The 21,041-nt window shown below is 33.7% G+C and carries 19 protein-coding genes and 2 tRNA genes; 10 read left to right on the plus strand and 11 right to left on the minus strand.

From position 1 onward, the window contains the following. Positions 1-29 precede the first annotated feature (29 nt). Positions 30-908: a GTPase Era gene (gene era, locus A5893_RS17180; RefSeq protein WP_068823854.1), complete on the minus strand. Its 879-nt coding sequence runs from the start codon at positions 906-908 to the stop codon at positions 30-32. Positions 909-1,060: 152 nt separating this feature from the next. Here era and A5893_RS17185 point away from each other — a divergent pair. From A5893_RS17185 to A5893_RS17195, 3 genes are all read left to right on the plus strand, one after another. Next, a tRNA-Met gene (locus A5893_RS17185) sits at positions 1,061-1,133 on the plus strand. 34 nt (positions 1,134-1,167) lie between these two features. After that, positions 1,168-1,239: transfer RNA gene (locus A5893_RS17190), tRNA-Glu, on the plus strand. Positions 1,240-1,490: 251 nt separating this feature from the next. Beyond that, entirely contained in the window at positions 1,491-2,708 is a 1,218-nt protein-coding gene (locus A5893_RS17195; protein WP_068823829.1) for a site-specific integrase, read from the plus strand. Positions 2,709-2,854: 146 nt separating this feature from the next. Here A5893_RS17195 and A5893_RS17200 read toward each other — a convergent pair whose 3' ends face one another. From A5893_RS17200 to A5893_RS17535, 6 genes are all read right to left on the minus strand, one after another. Continuing rightward, entirely contained in the window at positions 2,855-3,346 is a 492-nt protein-coding gene (locus A5893_RS17200) for a nucleotidyltransferase (RefSeq protein WP_068823830.1), read from the minus strand. Next, on the minus strand, positions 3,343-3,543 hold the full coding sequence (locus A5893_RS17960) for a hypothetical protein (RefSeq protein ID WP_198342351.1): 201 nt from the start codon (positions 3,541-3,543) through the stop codon (positions 3,343-3,345). The genes A5893_RS17200 and A5893_RS17960 overlap by 4 nt, the downstream gene beginning before the upstream one ends. Positions 3,544-3,693: 150 nt before the next feature. Continuing rightward, on the minus strand, positions 3,694-4,038 hold the full coding sequence (locus A5893_RS17965) for a hypothetical protein (protein ID WP_068823831.1): 345 nt from the start codon (positions 4,036-4,038) through the stop codon (positions 3,694-3,696). Continuing rightward, positions 4,019-4,702: a relaxase/mobilization nuclease domain-containing protein gene (locus tag A5893_RS17215; protein WP_068823832.1), complete on the minus strand. Its 684-nt coding sequence runs from the start codon at positions 4,700-4,702 to the stop codon at positions 4,019-4,021. The genes A5893_RS17965 and A5893_RS17215 overlap by 20 nt, the downstream gene beginning before the upstream one ends. Then, positions 4,699-5,070, minus strand: coding sequence for a plasmid mobilization protein (locus tag A5893_RS17220; RefSeq protein ID WP_068823833.1), 372 nt, complete (start codon positions 5,068-5,070; stop codon positions 4,699-4,701). The genes A5893_RS17215 and A5893_RS17220 overlap by 4 nt, the downstream gene beginning before the upstream one ends. 440 nt (positions 5,071-5,510) lie before the next feature. After that, a complete protein-coding gene (locus A5893_RS17535) occupies positions 5,511-5,726 on the minus strand; it encodes a helix-turn-helix domain-containing protein (RefSeq protein WP_232456887.1) in 216 nt (71 codons plus the stop codon). On the opposite strand from A5893_RS17535, the gene A5893_RS18140 reads away from it, so the two are divergent. Then, entirely contained in the window at positions 5,635-5,832 is a 198-nt protein-coding gene (locus A5893_RS18140) for a hypothetical protein (protein WP_232456888.1), read from the plus strand. The two genes, A5893_RS17535 and A5893_RS18140, sit on opposite strands and share 92 nt — an antisense overlap. A 119-nt stretch (positions 5,833-5,951) precedes the next feature. Here A5893_RS18140 and A5893_RS17225 read toward each other — a convergent pair whose 3' ends face one another. The 4 genes from A5893_RS17225 to A5893_RS17235 form a co-directional block, all read right to left on the minus strand. Continuing rightward, the gene (locus A5893_RS17225; RefSeq protein WP_157687593.1) at positions 5,952-6,476 is read right to left on the minus strand and encodes a hypothetical protein; all 525 of its coding nucleotides are present in this window, start codon (positions 6,474-6,476) and stop codon (positions 5,952-5,954) included. Next, positions 6,463-6,702, minus strand: a complete 240-nt coding sequence (locus tag A5893_RS17760) for a hypothetical protein (protein WP_157687594.1) — start codon at positions 6,700-6,702, stop codon at positions 6,463-6,465. The genes A5893_RS17225 and A5893_RS17760 overlap by 14 nt, the downstream gene beginning before the upstream one ends. Before the next feature lie 105 nt (positions 6,703-6,807). Next, positions 6,808-7,575 (minus strand): rhamnogalacturonan acetylesterase, encoded by a 768-nt coding sequence (locus A5893_RS17230; RefSeq protein ID WP_068823835.1) that lies wholly within the window; start codon positions 7,573-7,575, stop codon positions 6,808-6,810. Positions 7,576-7,579: 4 nt separating this feature from the next. Next, entirely contained in the window at positions 7,580-8,326 is a 747-nt protein-coding gene (locus A5893_RS17235) for a rhamnogalacturonan acetylesterase (protein WP_068823836.1), read from the minus strand. A gap of 282 nt (positions 8,327-8,608) precedes the next feature. Here A5893_RS17235 and A5893_RS17240 point away from each other — a divergent pair, with 282 nt between their 5' ends. The 6 genes from A5893_RS17240 (at position 8,609) to A5893_RS17265 (ending at position 21,041) form a co-directional block, all read left to right on the plus strand. Further along, positions 8,609-11,857 (plus strand): SusC/RagA family TonB-linked outer membrane protein, encoded by a 3,249-nt coding sequence (locus A5893_RS17240; RefSeq protein ID WP_068823837.1) that lies wholly within the window; start codon positions 8,609-8,611, stop codon positions 11,855-11,857. Positions 11,858-11,868: 11 nt separating this feature from the next. Then, positions 11,869-13,629, plus strand: a complete 1,761-nt coding sequence (locus A5893_RS17245; RefSeq protein ID WP_068823838.1) for a RagB/SusD family nutrient uptake outer membrane protein — start codon at positions 11,869-11,871, stop codon at positions 13,627-13,629. Positions 13,630-13,726: 97 nt separating this feature from the next. Further along, positions 13,727-16,990: a T9SS type A sorting domain-containing protein gene (locus A5893_RS17250; protein ID WP_068823839.1), complete on the plus strand. Its 3,264-nt coding sequence runs from the start codon at positions 13,727-13,729 to the stop codon at positions 16,988-16,990. Positions 16,991-16,992: 2 nt separating this feature from the next. Further along, entirely contained in the window at positions 16,993-17,565 is a 573-nt protein-coding gene (locus A5893_RS17255; protein WP_068823840.1) for a hypothetical protein, read from the plus strand. Between the two features lie 11 nt (positions 17,566-17,576). Further along, on the plus strand, positions 17,577-19,475 hold the full coding sequence (locus A5893_RS17260) for a T9SS type A sorting domain-containing protein (RefSeq protein WP_068823841.1): 1,899 nt from the start codon (positions 17,577-17,579) through the stop codon (positions 19,473-19,475). Between the two features lie 378 nt (positions 19,476-19,853). Further along, positions 19,854-21,041 (plus strand): putative glycoside hydrolase, encoded by a 1,188-nt coding sequence (locus A5893_RS17265; RefSeq protein WP_068823842.1) that lies wholly within the window; start codon positions 19,854-19,856, stop codon positions 21,039-21,041.

Genomic DNA, 21,041 nt, shown 5'->3' on the forward strand with positions numbered 1-21,041 from the left:
ATCTTTTTACCCACTTAACCAACTTATAATTACTCGCTGTACCCAAAATTCTTTAAATAATTATCACGGTTTCTCCAATCAGGAATGACCTTTACAAACATCTCTAGAAAAACCTTTTTCTGTAAAAAAGTCTCCATGTCTTCGCGGGCGTAAGTACCAACTTTTTTCAACATAATACCACCAGCTCCAATAATTATATTCTTTTGAGAATCACGCTCTACAATAATTTCGGCGGAGATTTTAATAATTTTTTTATCTTCTTTAAAAGCAGTAACAATAATTTCTGTGCTATATGGAATTTCCTTTTTATAAAATTTAAAAATCTTCTCTCTAATCATTTCAGAAACAAAAAACCTTTGGCTTCTATCAGTCAGTTCGTCTTTTTCATAATAAGCAGGGTGCTCTGGCAAATTTTCTAATATGAAAGACATGATGGGTTGTAAGTTATAATCATGCAGAGCAGATACGCCAACTATACCTTCAGGATTTAATTTTTCTTTCCAATAGATTATCTTTTCTTCAATTAAATTATTTTGCGATTCGTCTATTTTATTAATTACCACTAAAACTTTTGCAGTAGTCTTTTTAAGCTTTTCCAATACATCCTCTTCATCTTGCTTTTCATTAATATCAGTAACAAAAATCAATATGTCTGCATCAACTAAAGAGCTATCCACAAAACTCATCATGTTTTCTTGTAATTTGTAGGCTGGTTTGATGATTCCAGGAGTATCAGAGAAAACAATTTGGTAATTTTCTTCATTCACGATACCCAAAATGCGGTGACGTGTAGTTTGAGCTTTTGGAGTAATGATGGCCATTTTTTCGCCAACTAACTGATTCATAAGGGTTGATTTCCCTGCGTTTGGCTTACCAATAATACTTACAAAACCTGCTTTATGTGCCATTAAATTTTTTTTAAATTTTATTTGGAGTACAAAGAAACGAATTATATCTTTGCAGTCCAATTCAGGGAAATCATTTATTTCTGAAAAGGCAACAAAAGATGAATTCAGCAAGTGTTTTCTTCTTAAAATTGAAAAACAATAACAAAATATAGTGCGGGGTGGAGCAGTTGGTAGCTCGTCGGGCTCATAACCCGAAGGTCATAGGTTCGAGTCCTGTCCCCGCTACCTAAAGGAGTTTGAAAGACAACTCTTTTTTTATGGCCCGTTCGTCTAGGGGTTAGGACGTTAGATTTTCATTCTAGAAACAGGGGTTCGATTCCCCTACGGGCTACTTAGAACAATATCAAAAATGCTTAAAAGCCTGCAAATCAAATGATTGCAGGCTTTTTTCGTTTAATGAATATGCCAAAATATTCAACTTTTACCACTATTCTGGTGAGTAATCAGTGAGTCATCGGCATTGAAAATAAGTACTCACCAGAAGCATAGCAACATACTGATTTACAGCATGTTCGTTCACTAAACATCTTGATTGGAAATGGCTACAAATGTATATTTGTTAACCTTTAAAATTGAGTTATTATGCTAACTAGTTTTCAAGTGCTTTTTTATCTTAAAAAGCCAAAATCTTATTTGTCTGGTCCAATGCCTATTTATTTAAGAATTAGTGTTGATGGCAAGAGGTCAGAAATTTCTATAGGACGTACCTGTTTACCTTCACACTGGAATTCTCATAGCGGAAGAAGTAAAGGCAATAAAGAGGACGTTAGACTATTGAATGCCTATTTGGATAGTTTGCACACCAAATTGAACATCGCCCATCAAGTGCTTGTTGAAAGCGGAAAAGATGTTACTGTTGAGTTTTTAAGATGTGCCATTTCTGGGAAAAGAGAAAAATCTAAAATGCTGTTGGAGATTTTTGAAGAACATAATAGAAAAGTGGAAGCACTTTTGGGAAATGGTTTTGAACCCAACACTTTAAAAGGGTACAAAACCACTGTCAAACATCTATGCTCATTTATTAAACTCAATTACAATAATGATGACCTTCCTATTAGCAAATTGGATCACGAATTTATTGTGGATTTTGAATTTTATTTAAGAAGTTCCTGTAGAATAAGTTTGGTTTCAGCGGCAAAATATATTAAGAATCTTAAAAAGATAGTTAACAGTTGTATTGCTCATGACTGGATACCTAAAAATCCATTTGCCAATTATAAATCCAAAGCAAAAGCCGGTGAGAGAGTTTATTTAAGTCAGAATGAACTTACCAATATTTATGAAAAACAGTTCACCATTGAAAGATTGGCTCAGGTCAAGGATATTTTTTTATTCTGCTGTTATACTGGCTTAGCTTATGCCGACATTAAAAAATTGAGGAGACAGGAAATTGGATTAGGTATAGATGGAGGTTTTTGGATTTTCACAAAAAGAAAAAAGACGGATACTTCAACAAGAGTTCCTTTATTAGAGATTGCCGTTGAAATCTTAAATAAATATAAGAATCATCCGCATTGCGAAACGGAAGGCACATTGTTACCTGTATTGAGCAATCAAAAAATGAATGCTTATTTAAAAGAGATAGCCGACCTTTGTGGTATAACTAAGATATTAACATTTCACATTGCCAGACATACTTTTGCTACAACCGTAACCCTGAGCAATGGAGTGCCAATAGAAACGGTTTCAAAAATGCTAGGTCATACCAATATTAAGACTACTCAGCATTATGCTAAAATCTTAGATATCAAAGTGAGTAACGATATGTTGGCATTAAGAGGGAAGCTCGCCAGTAAATAGTGACAAATCATTCCTCAATTCGCGATTCGCGAATTGAGGAATTTTACACTTACCTCTGGAACCAGAACTATTCTTTCTAAATTATATAACTAGTTGATTTAAAAAATACCCTAACGTGATTTAAACCACCTTTGAGCTGGTGGTTATCAAAGTCCACCAAGCTTTCGTGACCGTTTCTTCGCAGTTTTTTCTTCCTTCTTTTGCAAGCTTTCAATATCTCCTAAATCTTTTGCCCTGCCAGTGGCTTGCTTGTTCTTGATAAAATCATTGGCGCTAATGAAAGCAATTTTCAAATCATCCACCTCGGTTTCCAGTTTTTGTAAATAAGCTTCGTCAAAATCTACTCCCGATATCGAATTGAGTATATCAATACGTAAAGGTGCGTAACCGAGTTGTGTTACATAATTTTCCTGTAGAAAATCTTCCTTTTTAAGTCCAAGTGCGCCAAATCCAAAATCGTTGATCACCTTGACCATTTTTGAAGCATTCTCTTCATCTGGTTTTATCCATATATCCAAGTCACCCGTATGCCTAGGTCTTCCATGCAGGGAAAGGGCGTGAGCTCCCACAACCATATATTTAACGTTATGGTCATTCAACAACTGCACAAAATCTACAAAATCCTGTTCGAAAATCATATTTTTCTCCGCATGACTGTTTTCTCCATCTGGCTTGGAAATTCGCCAATAAGCCAAATATAATACTCATGCCTCAATCTCGTCAATTCAGCTATTCTAGCTGAGGCAGGTTGACTCAACCAAAATTGCACATCTAAGGAATCCTCATCTTCCATTTTCACTTTATTGGCGACCATCTGCATTTTACGCTCTTTCATTGGGCTTGTCTATCTCCTTAATTCGTATTAATAAAGATAACAAATTCGTTTATCTTTATTTAGTTTGTAACAGATTAGGAAATAGAAGAAGTTATAATTTCTAACTATTTCACGAGCTTTTAAAAACAATCCTTTTCTTCCACTCAAAATTTAACGTGACCATCCCTTACGTTTATACTTTTTCTTACGCTTGATTTTGAATTCATTATTTATTCCGTTTGATCTATATTCCACTCTTGTTAAATCAAATAATAAAGTTTGAATTTGTTCTTTAATGTTTCCGATTAGATGTATTTGGTCCTCAGTTTTATGTTGATGTCCAGGCTTTTCAAATTCATGGAAATTAATTCTATCTTTCTGTGTTTTCCATGTTCCCGATTGCTCTTGAATTAGCTGTCTTTTCAGTTCCAGTACCTTTTCAATCTTTGCCAATGAGAATCCCACCTCGCTTCCTTTTGTTTTCACTTTCTTATCATCAACAAAAGAAAATTCCACGTCCCTTGATAATCTGATAACCCAGAGCATTCATCTGCTTCTCAAATTCTGGGTAACTCACTGATTTCTCCAACGAATTTCTGATGTTACTTTTTAAACTTTCCTTTCTGCTGTCATTCCTTGGAATTCTTCTTTCGCTAGGTGGGAGAAAAGCCCTCGGACTCAACACTTCCTGTAAACCATATTGTTTCTCCAGCTTTCTACACAAAGCCGACATCCTTTTGTAGCTGTTCCCATCTTTTGCTGCCTTGCCATCAAAGCCGACCCGGTTGGCTGCGATATGGATATGTTTTTCTTTCGTGTCCTTGTGGAGGACGCAGATGTATTGATGGTCGCCTACTCCAAACTCCTCGGCGACTGCTCTTCCAATCTCGGAAAGTTGAGTTTTGCTCAGGTTTTCTCCGGGAGCTAAACGGAGCGAAAGATGCAACACCGGCTTCTCGCACCTCCTGCTCAGTTTCTGAACATCCCTAAACTGGCTCGCCAATTCCTTTTTGTTGCCAAAGCACTGGTTGTAAAAAAGCACCTCCGCCCGATTCTGATGCTGGAGTTTTTCCTCCTCTGACAGCTTCTCTTTCTGCTCCTTGGTCAGTTCCCTTTTATCTTCCAGACAATAACTGATACAATGGTAAGCTGATTTCCCTTTGGAGACATGACCTATCATTTCAGTTTATTTTTAATCAAGATTGCCAGTCCGTTTAATTCGCGGGACTGAACATTCAGGAATGCTCTTTCTACCGGATTGAGCTGTTCCTCACTGTTCCTTTTTTTTGCTATCTGGTTCAGGTTTGCCGCCAAGTGATTGAGCGTCCCTGTCATGGATAGTATTTCTTTACTTAGGGCTTTGTTCTGTTGATTGATTTTTCCCGTAAGTCCCAGTTCCCTTAAATATTCCGAAGTGTTCAATTGGATAGATTTTGCCTTGCCTTCGATTACCTTTTTTTCATACAAAGTGCATTTGATAGTGATATAGCATTCCTTTTTAATTTTCTTTCTCGGACGTCCTCCCTTATTTCTTTTATCCTCTTCCATAAGCTTATCATTGTCTTAAAATTTTTGAATGCGATAGCATGAGAAAATCTTTTCCTTCATCCCTAAAATGCAATTAAGGGATGAAGGAAAACCGGCGTTTTGGTGCAACCAAAACATAGCTGGCTACCTGTAAACCGGCAAAAAAGATTTCTTAAAAATCAGTGTTTAAAAGACTATCATTAATTACAATCTGACTTCCTTTAAAATGGTCATAAGAAGGTTCATAATCTATATAGCCAAAGGACACCAGTTCACGAATGCATTTGTGGTACGTGGCTGTTGATTTGATTTTGCTGAGTTTCATTAGTTGCCTTCGAGATACCCGAAAAGGGGTACTGAACCTGCTCCGCTCCCAAAGGGAGAACATGGAGATGTAAAGACAAAGGTGGGAAGGCTGAAGACGGTTGTCCTGAGTAATAGGAATCAGAAATTGAGTTAAACTATGCATTGTTGCCTCCTTCCAAAAGTGAATCAATATCTGCCGATTTGTAATACATCGTTCCTCCGATTTTTGTGTATCGGAGTGTTCCGTTTATTCGAAGATTCTGTAAAGTTCCGGGGGAGATGTTCAGAAGCTTTCTTACTTCTGTACTCTTGAGCCATTGCTTAGATTGGGACGGGCTATTAGATTTGACCAATTTAGCGATCTCTGAGATGAGTTCGGATTTGAACAAAACTAAATCTTCTTTGGTGATGATTTCTACTGACATAGGTAATATGTTTTTAGATGAACAGATACCAGAAGAAAGTAATGAAGCTTAATATATGCTAAACCTTTCTTCTGGATAACGATACAAAAGTCAATAGGAAAGAAGGGTTTTGAATGACCAACGGAGGCGTTTGGTCATGTGTGGTGAGTGAACAGGGGATGTTTCTGTTTTTTATTTCTTGTTTGGAATGATTTGGAAAATCTTATCATCATCAGCAACCTCTGAACCTTTGATGAGTTTGGTGTTTTTGGTAGCAGGAAAATAATTTCTGGCTGTATTTATTGGGATTTCTTTCTCTCCATGTAGGAAATATTTCGAGAGCATTTTATACCATGAGCTCTGTGTTTGTGAGCGGAAAAGCTTTTTGTTATCAGGTAAAGTCAGTTCCTGTAGTTGCTTGAAAAGGTCGATAACAGTGGCTAATTTCCCTTCCGTGATACTGATTTTTTCAGCAGATTCATATTGGTTCAACTCCTTGATTTGAGATTCCAACGCTTCTATTTTTATCCTTAAATTTTGAACCTGTTCTTCTTTTTCAGCTAGTAGAATCTCTAAGGATTTAGAGTGGTTCCATCGGTCTATAGTGTGAAGGAATCCCAAAAATTGATTACATTTTCTTAATGATTCTTTGTTTAAAACATGCCGTGAACCAAAAGGAGTTTGGTGTTTATAATAGTTGATTCTAATGGTTGTCATCGTAAACATAGCTGAAAAAATCTTTTTCTTCACCTGCATTTTCTTTTAAAAAGTATTCTAAATGATATTGATAGAATGCTGGATATTCATTTTCATTCAGTTCATAAAGTTTTAGAAAGAAGAAGTTGTCAGCATGTGATTTATAAAAAGTAAACGGCCTTCCTAGTTCAAATCTATGAGGCGAAAAGTTGAAGGGGTTGCGGAGTTTGAAGTAAACTAGTTTCATAAGAAATAGATATTAACTACCTATTTTCTTATGAAAATTTTCAAATGCGAATGCGGTAGCTTGGAAACTAATTTATAGAAAATCTGTGGTAAAATAAAATGATCTTTACTTGAAATAATTAGCAATAGCTAATTTCTGTTCTTTGATTCCTTCTGCAGCTAATTGTGCTACTTTTCTAGCCCCTTCTACACATAAGTGACTGTCATCTTTCTTTCCATCTGGCAATTTTGTAAACTTACCCGGTTCTATATACAAAAATAGTTTTTTCGATTCTTCTGGACCAGAATCTTCTACCAATTTCCAAGTTTTTGCATAAAGATCTATTAAAGGAATATTCATTTCTTTGGCAACTTCCCTTGCTACTACAACATAGTCGCCATAGGTGTCAATTAATTTACCCTGTTTGTCAAATTTCCTTTTCACTATAGAAGTAAATAAAATAGGAATAGCTCCTTTTTCTTGAGATTCTTTGATATATCGTATTAAATTTTCTCTATAAGAACTTCTTGGTGCCGCAAATCTTACTGAGTCTGTTTTCTGATCGTTTCCACCAAACATAATAAATACATAATCTCCAGGGTTAATTTTGTTCAAAACCTCTACCCAAAACCCATCATCTCTAAAACTTTTTGTACTTCTCCCGCTCCTTGCTGCATTATCGATAATGACATCATTAGTAACAAATTCTCCCATCATTTGCATCCATCCTCTAATTGGATAATTGGGTCCTCCAAATTTAGAGAGGTAACTTTCCGGAAAATCACACATGGTAGAATCTCCTATAGAATGAATAGTTATTTTCTTGTTATTTAATGTAAAAGCACTTATAAGTGTGGCAATTGAAAACAAAAAAAATATTTTAAATCGAGTCATAATTTTATTTTAATAGATTTTTGACAAGCGGAGAATTGATTTCCTTTAAACCTTCAACTGCCAATTCTGCGACTTTAGTAGCACCAAACTCACATAGATGAGTGTCGTCTTTCTTTCCATCTGGTAATTTTGATGTTACACCAGGTTGCACATATAAAAATAATTTTTTAGATTCTTCTGGACCATATTTCTCAATCATTTGAGTTGTAGTTTTATTTAAATCAACTAATGGTATATTCATCTCTTTAGCCAAATCTCTAATGACAGAAACATATTCAGAATGGGTATCTTTTAATTTCCCATTTGAATCAAAAGTTCTTCTTGCAATCGAAGTAAACAAAATTGGATGAGCTCCTTTTGATAATACCTCACTCACATAATTTTTAATATTTTCTTTAAAAGATGTTTGCGGGTCTGTATGCCTTAAAGAATCAGGTTTTTCGTCATTATGGCCAAATTGTATAAATACATAATCATCAGCTTTAATACGAGTTATCGCTTTATTCCATAAACCTTCATCTCTATAAGATTTAGAACTTCTTCCGCTAGCTGCTAGATTATTTATTACGGTTTGGTCATTGAAAAAAATATTAATCATTTGCATCCATCCTCTTCCTGGATAATTATTTTCAGTAGACGCATTATACATAGTAGAATCTCCAATTGAATAGATGGTTTTTTTATCACTATTTTTAAAAGCCATTATTATAACTATAATGGGAATAATGAATAGAATCTTTCTTTTTGTCATTAGTTTAAATAATTAAGGTTTAAAAATGTAAGTACTAAAATACTTTTTAAAAGCTTTTAAATCAGCTTTTGTAGTGTTTTTTTTAATGGTAGCGTTCTCGATAAAAGTTTCGAGAACGCTACCATTAATTTTTCATAGCAATTAAATCATTTCGTCGTCAGAAAAATGTAACCTTGTTTTAGCGAATTAGTGAAATTAAATCATTTTTCAAATGTATTAATGATTGTTAGGTCTCATAAAATGAATATTAAACTCTTAAGTACTAAAAATTAACATACTATTATGATGAGAAAATTACTTAAACTATTTATCCTGTTTTTATTGTTTAATCATTCTAATCTTTTAGCTCAAAATATAATCATAAAAGGAAGTGTAATTAGCAATCTTGATAAACAACCATTAATTGGAGCAAGTGTAGGTATAAAAGGGACTACAAAAGGTACGATAACTGATGATAAAGGTAATTATACTTTAAGTATCCCAACTAAAGATGTTTCTAAAACCATTTTAATCGCTAGATATATAGGTTTTATAGCAGCAGAAATTAGCGTAGCTAATAAAACTATTGTGAATTTCAGTTTAATTGAAGATGCACTGCAATTGAAAGAGGTAGTTGCTATCGGTTACGCTACCATTGGTCGTAAAGATTTAACAGGGGCTGTATCTTCCATAAATGCTAAGCAGTTGAAAGATATTCCATTAAGCTCTGCAGCTGAAGCGTTGACAGGTAGACTGGCGGGTGTGCAAGTTACAAGTTCTGAGGGAGCTCCTGGAGCAGAAGTACAAATAAAGATTAGGGGTGGCGGTTCTATTACTCAAGATAATTCGCCTTTGTATATCATTGATGGAATTCAAGTAGAAGATGGATTGAATAATATTTCTCCACAAGATATTGAGTCAATTGATGTTCTAAAAGACGCCTCTTCAACCTCAATTTATGGAGCAAGGGGAGCAAATGGTGTTATTATCATAACTACTAAAGGAGGTAAAGATGCAAAGCCTCAGGTTACTTACAGTAATATCTTAGGGATAAAAAGTCTTTCAAAAAAGCTTGATGTAATGAATCCTTATGAATACGTGGTAAGACAATATGAAAAATCTAGAGGATTAACAAATACAGAATCTAGTTTTCAGACCCGATATGGAACCTGGGCAGATATAGAACAATATAAAAATGTTCCTTTTATTGATTGGCAAGAGCAAACTTTTGGTAATGATGCCTTTATGCAAACCCATAATTTTGGTATTAACGGAGGGAATAAGATAAGTCAATATAATTTAAGTTTAACAAGTAACAATGAAGACGGAATAATGATAAATTCTAGTTTAAAGCGCAAACTAGTAAATTTTAGATTCGATACACAAGTAAGTGAGGGTTTGAAGGCGGGTTTTAATGTTCGATTTAGTGATCAAGATATTGGTGGTTCAGGAACCTCAAATGATGGTTCATCTACATTAAACACACTTAGGCACACTATTAAATTTAGACCGCTTGAGGCAGGAGGAATAAGTTTGGATGAGGATGATGAGCAATATTATTCAGATACTAATACAGGTAATGCAATTGGGATTATAAATCCTATCCAATTAAGTAATGCCTTATTTAGAAACAGGTCTGCTAGGGTCATTAATTTGAATGGCTATGCAAATTACAAATTTGACAAGCATTTTTCTTTTAGAAGTACTTTAGGTATAAATTATAACAATCAACTTCTAGAAAACTTTGAAGACGGTATTACCTCTAGAGCAAGAATAGTGGGAGCAAATTTACCAATTGTGGGAGTGTTGCAAACAGATTTAAACACATTATTGAACTCAAATGTACTAACCTATAATTTTACTAAATCTAAGAAACATAAACTAGATATTTTACTGGGAAATGAGCTATATAATATAACTAGCAATACAGAAGATAACCAACTAAGATATTTTCCAGCAAATATTTCCTCTGAGAAAGCTTTAGGTCAGTTGAATTTAGGAACCATATTCCCTGGCTATCCTATAACGAATAAAGCAGAGTCTAAGACAGTATCTTTCTTTGGAAGATCAAATTATTCATTTAATCAGAAGTACCTTGCCAGCCTAAGTTTAAGAGCAGATGCTTCTTCAAGGTTTTCTGAGGAAAATAGATGGGGTTATTTTCCATCTGGTGCCTTTGCCTGGCGAATCTCTGAAGAAAAATTTCTAGAAGATATTCCTATTATTTCTGATTTAAAATTGAGACTCAGTTATGGCTCTGCAGGAAATGACAGAATATCAGACTATTTATATCAAAACATCTATACAGCAAGCGCTCGTTATGCATTAAATGAACAAATAATCCCGGCTTATGCAGCAGCAAATTTGGCGAATAAAAATTTAGTTTGGGAAACCACTATTTCTAAAAACATCGGATTAGATATTTCATTATGGAAAGATAAAGTTCAGTTAACTGTTGATGCCTATAAAAACAAGGTAAATAACTTATTGATTAACGTTCCAATTCCATCTACTACAGGTTATAATACTCAACTTCAAAATATTGGAAATACATCGAATAAAGGTTTAGAGTTTCAATTAAGTGCAGTAACTATAAATAAGAAAAATTTTAGTTGGAATAATACATTTAACATCTCATTTAATAGAAATAAGATTGAGAAATTGGCTAATAATCAATCTTCTTATTTTGAGAATTCTGGATTTGGAATTTCAGGACAACCTGCAGATTATATTGTAAAAGTAGGAGAGCCTGTAGGTACAATGTATGGTTATGTTAATGATGGCTTTTATAAAACAGATGATTTTAACTATGACCCCGCTACTTCTATATATACTCTTAAAGCTAATGTGCCCAATGCCGCAGGAGTGATTGGCACCCCTCAACCAGGATGGATGAAATTAAAAGATTTAGATGGAAATAATATTATAAATGAAAACGATAAAACAATAATAGGTAATGCTAATCCTAAATTTATTGGTGGTCTAAATCAGCAGTTTGTATATAAAAATTTTGATATGAGTGTTTTCGTAAATTTTGTTTTTGGAAATGATGTTTACAATGCAAATAAAATTGAATTTACTAACGGATATAGTAGTTACACAAATTCTTTAAGTATTGTAAATAATAGATGGAAAACTATCGATCAAAATGGAAACCTTGTTCAACAACTAATAACTGTTGGGGGACAACAGGTTGTTACAGGTGCAGCACCAGATGTATTAAATTCAATTAATAAAGATGCTTCAACCTGGATTCCAATTAGCGGAGTAGGTGCATGGTTTCCAACATCTTGGGCTATAGAAGATGGATCTTTTTTAAGGATTAACAACATCACTTTTGGTTATACACTACCAACCAAAATAGTGAAGCATATAGGGATTAACAAGATGCGTCTTTATGGAACAGTAAATAATCTTGCAGTAATCACCGGATATTCTGGTTATGATCCAGAAGTTAATACTAGAAGAAGTGTTCCAGTTACTCCAGGCGTAGATTATTCCGCTTATCCAAGAAATAAAACTTTTATTGTTGGACTTAATTTATCATTATAAAACTTATTATCATGAAAAAAAGATTGCTATATATAATTATTGCTTTGAGTGGTATTTTAGGAATTGCTTCGTGTGAGAAATACTTGAATTTAGCACCTCCTTCAGCTTTTGATGAAAACTATGTTTTTAGTAACGTTCCTAACGCAACAAGCGCAGTTTTAGGTGCTTACGATCGTCTAGCTGGCCTTCAAGCATATGGAAGCAGATTAAGTTTAATTTATCCTTACGATTCGGACGAAATGGTAGGAGTTTTAAATGGGACTAGTCCAGATAATAGTTCTAGAGATTTTTCGAGGTATAACCTTCAACCCTCAAATGCACAATTAACCTTACCCTTTGAGCAACTTTATGCTGGTGTTGAACGGGCAAATATTTGCATTAAAAATATTCCTTCTATGGAATTATATAAGAATGGAACCACTCAACAACAAACAAGCCTAAAAAGACTTTATGGAGAGTCATTGACCCTAAGAGCTCAATTTTACTTAGAATTAGTTAGAAACTGGGGAGATATTCCAGCTCCTTTTAAACCAGCAATAGATTTAGATAATGTTTTCCTTGAAAAAACTGATAGAGATAGTATTTATGATAAAATATTAGATGATTTAGCTGTTGCTTCTGAATTATTACCTTGGAGAACAACTGTCCCATCTGATGAAAGAATAACAAAAGGTGCTGCTAAAGCTTTAAGGGCAAGGATTGCATTATATAGAGCCGGTTATTCTTTAAGAAGAGATTCTCGAATAATGGAACGCAGACCAGATTCTTTAAAGTACTATAAAATTGTAAGAGATGAATGTGCGGACTTGATGGACCACAGGGATCAACATACACTTAATCCTAATATTCAGGCCGTTTTCAAGGAAGGTATAGATTCTTATAAAATTGATCCTTACGGAGAAGTAATGTTTGAAGTAGCAATGGCAAGAGAAACAGATAGTAATATTGGATATTACGATGGTCCACGGTTTTATGTACCTGGTAATACAGCTTTACTCGGAAACGGACAGATTAGAATAGTTCCAACATATTTTTATGCTTTTGATTCGCTTGACACAAGAAGGGATGTTACTACAGCCCCCTATTATAATTCCCCAGAATATTATAAAAATGTTCAAACTTTAGTTAACATGACTAGTGGCAAGTTTAGATCTGATTGGATCACGCCACGCTTAAGTTCTTCCATACAAGCTACGGGTATTAACTGGCCATTAATTAGGTTTTCAGATGTATTATTAATGTTTGCCGAGGCAGAGAATGTAATTAATAATGGTCCAACAGCTAAAGCAATAACTGCATTTGAGGAAATCAGGAAAAGAGCTTTTGGTGGAAATGTATCTTTAATTGGGGTTACGCCAACAACTAAAGATGGCTTTTTTAAAGCTTTAGTAAATGAGAGATTTTTTGAGTTTGGAGGAGAAGGGATTAGAAAATATGATTTAATCAGATGGAATTTAATAAATCAAAAGATTTTAGAAACTAGGGCCAATCTTACAAAAATGAGGTTGAGACAGGCACCATATAATAATCTTCCCCAATATATTTATTATAAACCATCCTTATCAACGGTAGTTATCGCGGGTTCTTTATACAAACCCACCCCTATTGTTGCCCCGGTTGGTTTTACTAGGGTAAATTGGATAATATCTCTTACTGATGTCTTTATTACCAATGTAGCTCAATTATTTCAACCTAACAAAAACGAATTATTACCATTACCGCAATCAGCCATTGATTCAAATCCAAAATTAAAACAAGATTATGGATACTAGAGAAAAGGTCAAAAAATATAAAATCAGAATATAAACTCTTGAAAGTTTAAATAATTACTTCCTTAAAAATAGAATATAAATATTTTAAATAGCAATTATGATTAAAAAACTACTCGTATTTACAGTTTGGTGTTGCTTCATAACAAAATTTTTATCAGCACAAACTGTTGCAGAAGCCAATTGGGCATTAACAGCTAATCAGAATGCTTCGGTAAGTGGGAATATAACTGCTTTAAGCCAGGCTTTGGCGGGATTAAATATTCAGGATTATATTTCTGGAGGTATCAGAACAATACCTACAAGCGGTTCTTGGCCAGCCCAAAGCAATTTAGATGCTAGCAGGTATTTGCAATATACTGTAAAACCTACCAGTGGCAATGTGCTTAATATCAGTTCAATAAATGCATCTCTTAGTTTTAATGGCTCTGGTACAGGAAGGGCGATTTTATCTTGGTCAACAGATAAAGTAAATTTCACCCAAATTAGTAGCACCATTACGCTTAATTCATCATCTACACCAACTGTTTATACGTTTAATAGTCTTAATATAAACGTTCAAGAAGCTGATACCCTTTATTTAAGAATCTATCCCTGGACAACGGGACTAGTTGCTGGTAAATATTTGATAACTAAAGCCATTAAAATTTCAGGCAAAACATTCCCCGCTGCCAATGTAACTTGGCCCCTAATAGCAAATCAAATGGCTACAACAGTTGGTAATATTTATGCCAGTTCACAGTTTCTAAAAAATTTAACAATAAATAACTATCTCTCTAGTAATGGCGGTCAGCGTATAATTGCTACAGGCAATACCTGGCCAAACGAGTCTGTACCAAATATTAACAGATATATACAGTATAAGGTTTCACCAACCGCCCCTAATCAAATGCGGGTGAGTGAAATTAATGTTCCGCTAAGTTTTAATTCTGCGTCTAATGCCAAAGCAAAAATTGCTTACGCAGTTGATACAACCAGCTTTACCTCCTTAGTTAATGAGCTTGCTTTGGCATCAGGCACTGTACCAGTTAACCATAAATTCAGTAATTTAAATATTACAGTGCCTATTGGGCAGTCGCTTTATATTCGGATCTATCCATGGACAAATGGTGAAATAGCAAATAAGTATTTAGTATCTAAAAATGTTTCTATTAAAATGGATACTGAAGTTTCACAACAAATAGCTTTTCCAAGTGCAGAAGGGGGTGGAAAAAATGCATTAGGAGGCAGAGGTGGGAGTATTTATTATGTAACTAATTTAAATAATTCTGGAGCGGGAAGTTTAAGAGATGCGGTAAGCGCTGGAAATCGCACCGTTCTTTTTAAAGTATCAGGCACTATATATTTAGATAGTACTATTAGCATTCAGCATGATAATATTACTATAGCTGGGCAAACTGCTCCAGGAGATGGAATTTGTTTGGCAAATTATGGTTTAGGAATACGAGCTAATCATGTGATTGTAAGATTTCTTAGGTCAAGACCTGGAGATGTAATAACTGACCCCCGCGATTCATCTAAATTGGTGGATGCGATGTATAATAATTTTGGCTCGCCAATAACTAATCCTTATAAAAACATTATTGTTGATCATTGTTCATTAAGTTGGTCTACAGATGAAACAGGCTCTTTTTATGCCATTTCTAATTTCACATTACAATGGAGTATTTTAAGTGAAAGTCTTTATTTAGCGACACATCCAAAACCTACACCACATGGTTATGGAGGAATATGGGGCGGCCAAAATGCCTCTTTCCACCATAATCTGATAGCTAGTCATTATAACAGAAATCCGCGTTTTTCAGGAAGTCAAAATAGCGGGCAGCCAGAGCTAGAATACGTTGATTTTAGAAATAATGTGGTTTTTAACTGGTATGGTAGTACTTATGGTGGTATTGGCGGACATCAGAATATGGTGAACAATTATTACAAAAGTGGTCCTGCCACAGCTGCTACTTTTAGAAAAAAGAAGATATTAGATTATAGTAACAATACCACTATTCAGCATGGGAAGTTTTTTATTACTGGTAATTATGTGAATGGTTTTGCTGACGTAACTGCGAATAATTGGTTAGGTGTTGAAATAGATGCTCCAATACCAATTGATTCCATTAAAGTAACCAGTCCATTTTACATTACTCCAATAATTACCCAAACTGCAACAGATGCTTACAATTCTGTATTAAATAATGGGGGTGCCACATTACCAAGAAGAGATACTGTTGATAGAAGAATTATTAAAGAAACTACTACTGGCATAGCAACTTATGCAGATGCGAGTTTTAATGTATCGGGTATGGTTAGTCCATCTGGAATCATAAATAGTCAAACAACTGTTGGAGGTTGGCCAACATTAAGCAGTACTACTTATGCCAAAGATACGGATGGTGATGGACTACCAGATTGGTGGGAAGCTATGAGAAATGGAGGGGGCGTTGATTCTACCTCTTTAAATAGAAATTCTTTTGATTTAGATGGATATACTTTATTAGAAAATTATATCAATAACATTCCTTCTCCAGATACGCAGGTCTCTTTTACCAATCTGTCAGGTATTCGAGTAAACACAGATTCTGCTAGTATCTCTTTTAATATTAATTGGGCTAAAGATCAGTTTAATCTAGGTCTTTATAGATCATATGACAATGTTACTTTCACAAAGATTAAGAATGTAGATGCCAATATTAATAGCACCAATTATTCTTTTTTAGATGATAATGCTACAACATCAGCAGTATATTATAAAATTGGGAGCAAAAGAATTGATAATTCTGGAGTTGTTTTTTACAGTAATGTAGTTGAAGTTCCTAGTACAGAGCAATCTGTTTTATTTCAAGAATTAATTTCATTTAGTGCTTCAAAACCAAGCATTTCTACTGGTATGGTTATATTGAGTTGGGAGATAGGAGAAACCAATACTATTAAATGGTTTGATTTAGAAAGGAAATCAGATAGTGGGGATTTTAATTATATAAAAGGAATTTATTCTGGCGATAGTAAAAAATACAGCATTACAGATTATCCAAACTTATCAGAACCTAATTATTACAGGTTAAAAATCAATAAAACTAACGGCGAAAAATTATATAGCAATATTTTAGCTGTTAATAAATTGCATATAGAGGAATTAAAAGTTTTTCCTAATCCGGCTCAAAATATCCTCTGGATAAATTATCCCAAAGTTGTTTCTACATCTATTATATTTATTTATAGCATAGATGGAAAGCTATTAAACCAGTCGATTTTAGAGACTGGGAGTACTCAAACTACTTTTAATATTACAAATCTTGCAACAGGAACCTATACACTCGTCTATTTAAATTCTTCCAAAAAATTAACTACAAACTTTATTAAAACAAACTAAATATGAAACATAAGCTCAAATTTTTCACTTGTATAATTATTAATTCGCTTTTCATTATACAGCTTTCATCGGCACAAGAAAAAGTAAAAGCCATTTGGAATTTATCTAAAAATCAGGAAGTAATTACAGAGGGCAATATTAAAGCAAGTAATCAAACATTATCTAATTTAATGGTTGCTGGTTATATTTCTAGTTCTTCCCAAAGGTTATTGCCTCTAGATTCAAATTGGCCAAAAGAAAATATTCAAAATTCTGAAAGATATACAGAATATACTGTTAAAGCAGAAAAAGGGGATCTAAAAATATCTAGTGTTGGGATGTATTTAAGTTTCAATTCATCTTCAGCCGGAAGAGTGAATGTTTCTTATTCTGTAGACGGAAAGCACTTTAAACCCTTGCAAGAAACCATAGAGCTTGTTACAGGTGCATTACCAAAAGAATACAAGTTCGAAAATTTGGAGATTAAAATACCAAAAGATAAAACCTTTTATTTAAGGGTTTACCCATGGACTACAAATGTAATAACATCTAAATATCTGGTAACTAAAGAAGTATTAATAATAGGAACACTTTAAAAAATATAAATATGAAAAAGATCATTAAAAAAATATCTGCAATCGCATTTTTCTTAGTATTGGTGAATTTTACTTATGCTCAAGTAACAGGAGATTATCGCTCTAATGGCTCAGGAGAGTGGAACACAGTTACCAATTGGCAAACCTATTCATCTAGTACCGAATTATGGACTACGGCCACAGTTAAACCAGGAAGTAATAGAAATGTAACAATAAGAAATGGACATAATATTACATTATCTTCTACAAATACATGCAGTAATCTTACCATTGAAAGCGGAGGAACTTTAGATGCTACAGCAAGTGCATCAATTAGGGTAGGTGGTATTGCGGGTATGAATGCCATTCTCCAAAATAATGGAACGCTCGGTAATACAATTTCAAATTCCTTATTAATAGTAGAGGTACCTACAACAGCAGCAAGTTTAACTATACAAGGTAGTGGAACAACTCAGGTTGCCAGATTAAGAATTCTTGGAGGAAATACACAGGCTTGTACGCTAACTGTTAATCAAAATGTAAACATTGTAGCCGAAAGCTCAGCTGCTTTTTCTGCATTTGTAAATAGTGGAAATCTTATTACAGATGACTATACCATTACAGTAAATGCTGATAAAACGGTAAAATTACTAAACCCAAATACTTATTTCCATTCTTCTAGTAGTACAAACGCTGTCACAGGTGGAAATTATACTTATAACATAAACGGTACATTAGATTTATCAAGTACAACTGTTAATGCTAATTTAATTCCTAACTCTTCAAATAGTTTATCTAATGTTAATTTAAATATTTCTGGTTTAGTAAAATTAGGTTCAGGACTTAATTTGGTGAATTCTGCCTCAACGGTTAATGACGGAAAGGTGAATATAAACGTAGCAAGTGGAGGATTGATAGATGCTACCAATACAACTACAATTAATTACGGTACTAACTATTTTAAATTAGCAGGAACAGGAAAAGTTAAACGAAAAGTAGATAATACAGATGTTATATTTCCAATTGGTTTAGCATCATCTACCGAACCTAATTTTGTTACGCTTAATAATTCTGGTACGCTAAGTAATTTCACAGTAGGGTTATCACCAACATTTACAGTTACACCAACAGAAACAAAAGTTGTAAATAGACAATGGGACATACAGCCAGAAACTGCTGGAGCAACAGCAATAATTAAATTAGGTTGGGGAACTACCGCTCAAGCTGCAGGTTTTAATCCAAATAGTCCAGTTTCAATTATTCGTTTAAATGGTGCCACTTGGGATGAGAATGCGGCTAATATTAGTGGGCCAATAGCCAATATATATTCAGCAACCTTAAACACAGGTATATCTAATTTTGGCGCTTTTTCAGTCCAAAATACTTCTACATTACCATTAAAGCTTATCAGTTTTGCGGCAAAATTAAATTCTAGTTTAACAAATCAAGTTGATCTCCGTTGGCAAACACAAAACGAAGTTAATACAGAAAAATTTTTAATTGAAAGATCGAGAGATGGAAAAGATTTTAAGGAAATTGCATTTGTGAAATCATATAATACAAGTGGTAATCACAATTATAATTATTTAGATGTAAATCCTCTAATTGGACTATCATACTACAGATTAAAACAAATAGATTTAGATGGGAAGTTAGATTATAGTACGATTAAGGTAATTGAAAATTACAGTCAAAATTTTGCGATTTATCCAAATCCTATTACGAGTTTAATGCAAATTACTCATCCAGAATCAAGTAAGGGTGACGTAATTCAAATTGTCAATACTTTAGGTGTCGTTGTTAAAAAAGTATTTCCAATTTATCTAAGCAATATTACAAGCATTAATCTATCAGAATTAAAATCAGGAACCTACATTGTTTATTCACAAAATAATGGGAAAATTTCTACCTCTAAATTTTTGAAAGAATAGTACTAGATATTATTATTAAAAATGTTCAGCTCTTTTTTAGACTAAGCTTTATCTTGGTTTAAAAAAGAGTTTTTTACATATAGCTTTCTTTCATAAAAGTATCCCCCTTCTCACTAATATATAGCTCAATTTTTATTGCTTTTTTAGTTAATGATTATTATAGATTTTTAAATGAAACTATATGCTATGATATGTTTATCTTTTTAATGAATAGCAGTTTAATAAATTTACATTCCTATTCGCGTGGCGATAACGCTGTCGGAAACGTTCTCGCTATTTATAGCAGTTAAACCATTAATATTATTGGATAATTCATAAATTTAGACATCAAGCAAGCATTGATATGGGAGCATGCGTTAACATTATTTTAAATAGCTTATGAAAATTTTAAAGTTTCTCTTTTTAACTGTAATTAGTTTACAAGTATTTGCTCAGGAAAAGGACACGAGTAAACAGGTTTTTATCGAGATACCCTCCGGAGGTATTCCTTTAGCGCAAATATTTGATTCTAAAGTTTCTGACCCAGAGCAATATGTTACTAATGCATCAAAAGTATATTACATCTGGGGTGCCTCTAAACCCAAAGTGCAAGCGGGTGTAATATCAAGTAAATATTTTCCATCAATACGTAACCCTGACAAAAAATTAACTATAGAATGGTACAAACAAAACCATCCAGATTGGATAATGTATCAGGAAGATAAGGTAACACCTGCCTACGGCTATATTTACGATTACGGGGGTCTAACTCCGTTAGATGTTTCAAATCCAGAAGTTCAAGAATTTTATTTGAATGAGTTTATTCTACCAGCAGTTAAAAGTGGTTATAAAATGGTTGCAATGGATAATGTAGATTTAGGTAATTGGCCAAAAAGTATTGGACACTTTAAAGGGGATACTTGGATACAATTGTATACTGGTAAAAAAGATGATCCAGCTTTTCATAAATCTATGATTGATTGGATGCAGTTTTTGAGTAATAAATTAAATCCCTTAGGTATACGTGTTTCTGCAAATATTAAGGCAACAACTGCTTCGCCAAAAGTTATTTTGAAGGTTATTAATGCGGTAGATATGTGGGTTGATGAAACTGGTTTCTCACACCGGGGCGAAAATATTACTGATGAAGTTTGGAAAAAATCCTTTGCATTTTTGCGTACGATAACGCCAACAAAATCGTATGTTTCTATTAACCAAGTGAAGGGTAAAGTCGCAACAACATCTCAACAGCAAATAGAATGGATAATGGCTAACTTTTTATTATCAAGGGGGCCAAAAAGTCTTTTAGCATTAAGTGGATACGAAAAAACGACCTTGTATCATACGTTTGATTATCGAAAAGAGTTAGATATAATAATTGGCGAACCGTTAGAGAATCCAGAAGAAATTACAAAAGGTGTTTGGAGCAGAAAATATACTAAAGGTATGACACTTGTTAATCCATCATCTAAAGATTCAATTACAGTTCGATTACCTCCCGGCAAGTTTAGAATGCTTAATGGCGAATTAATAGAAAAAGAAATTACACTTAATCCAGCTTCTGGAGCAGTACTAGCCTCAAAATAA

Origin of the sequence: Pedobacter psychrophilus, from assembly GCF_001652725.1 — a bacterium.
GTDB classification, from domain to species: Bacteria; Bacteroidota; Bacteroidia; order Sphingobacteriales; family Sphingobacteriaceae; genus Pseudopedobacter; species Pseudopedobacter psychrophilus.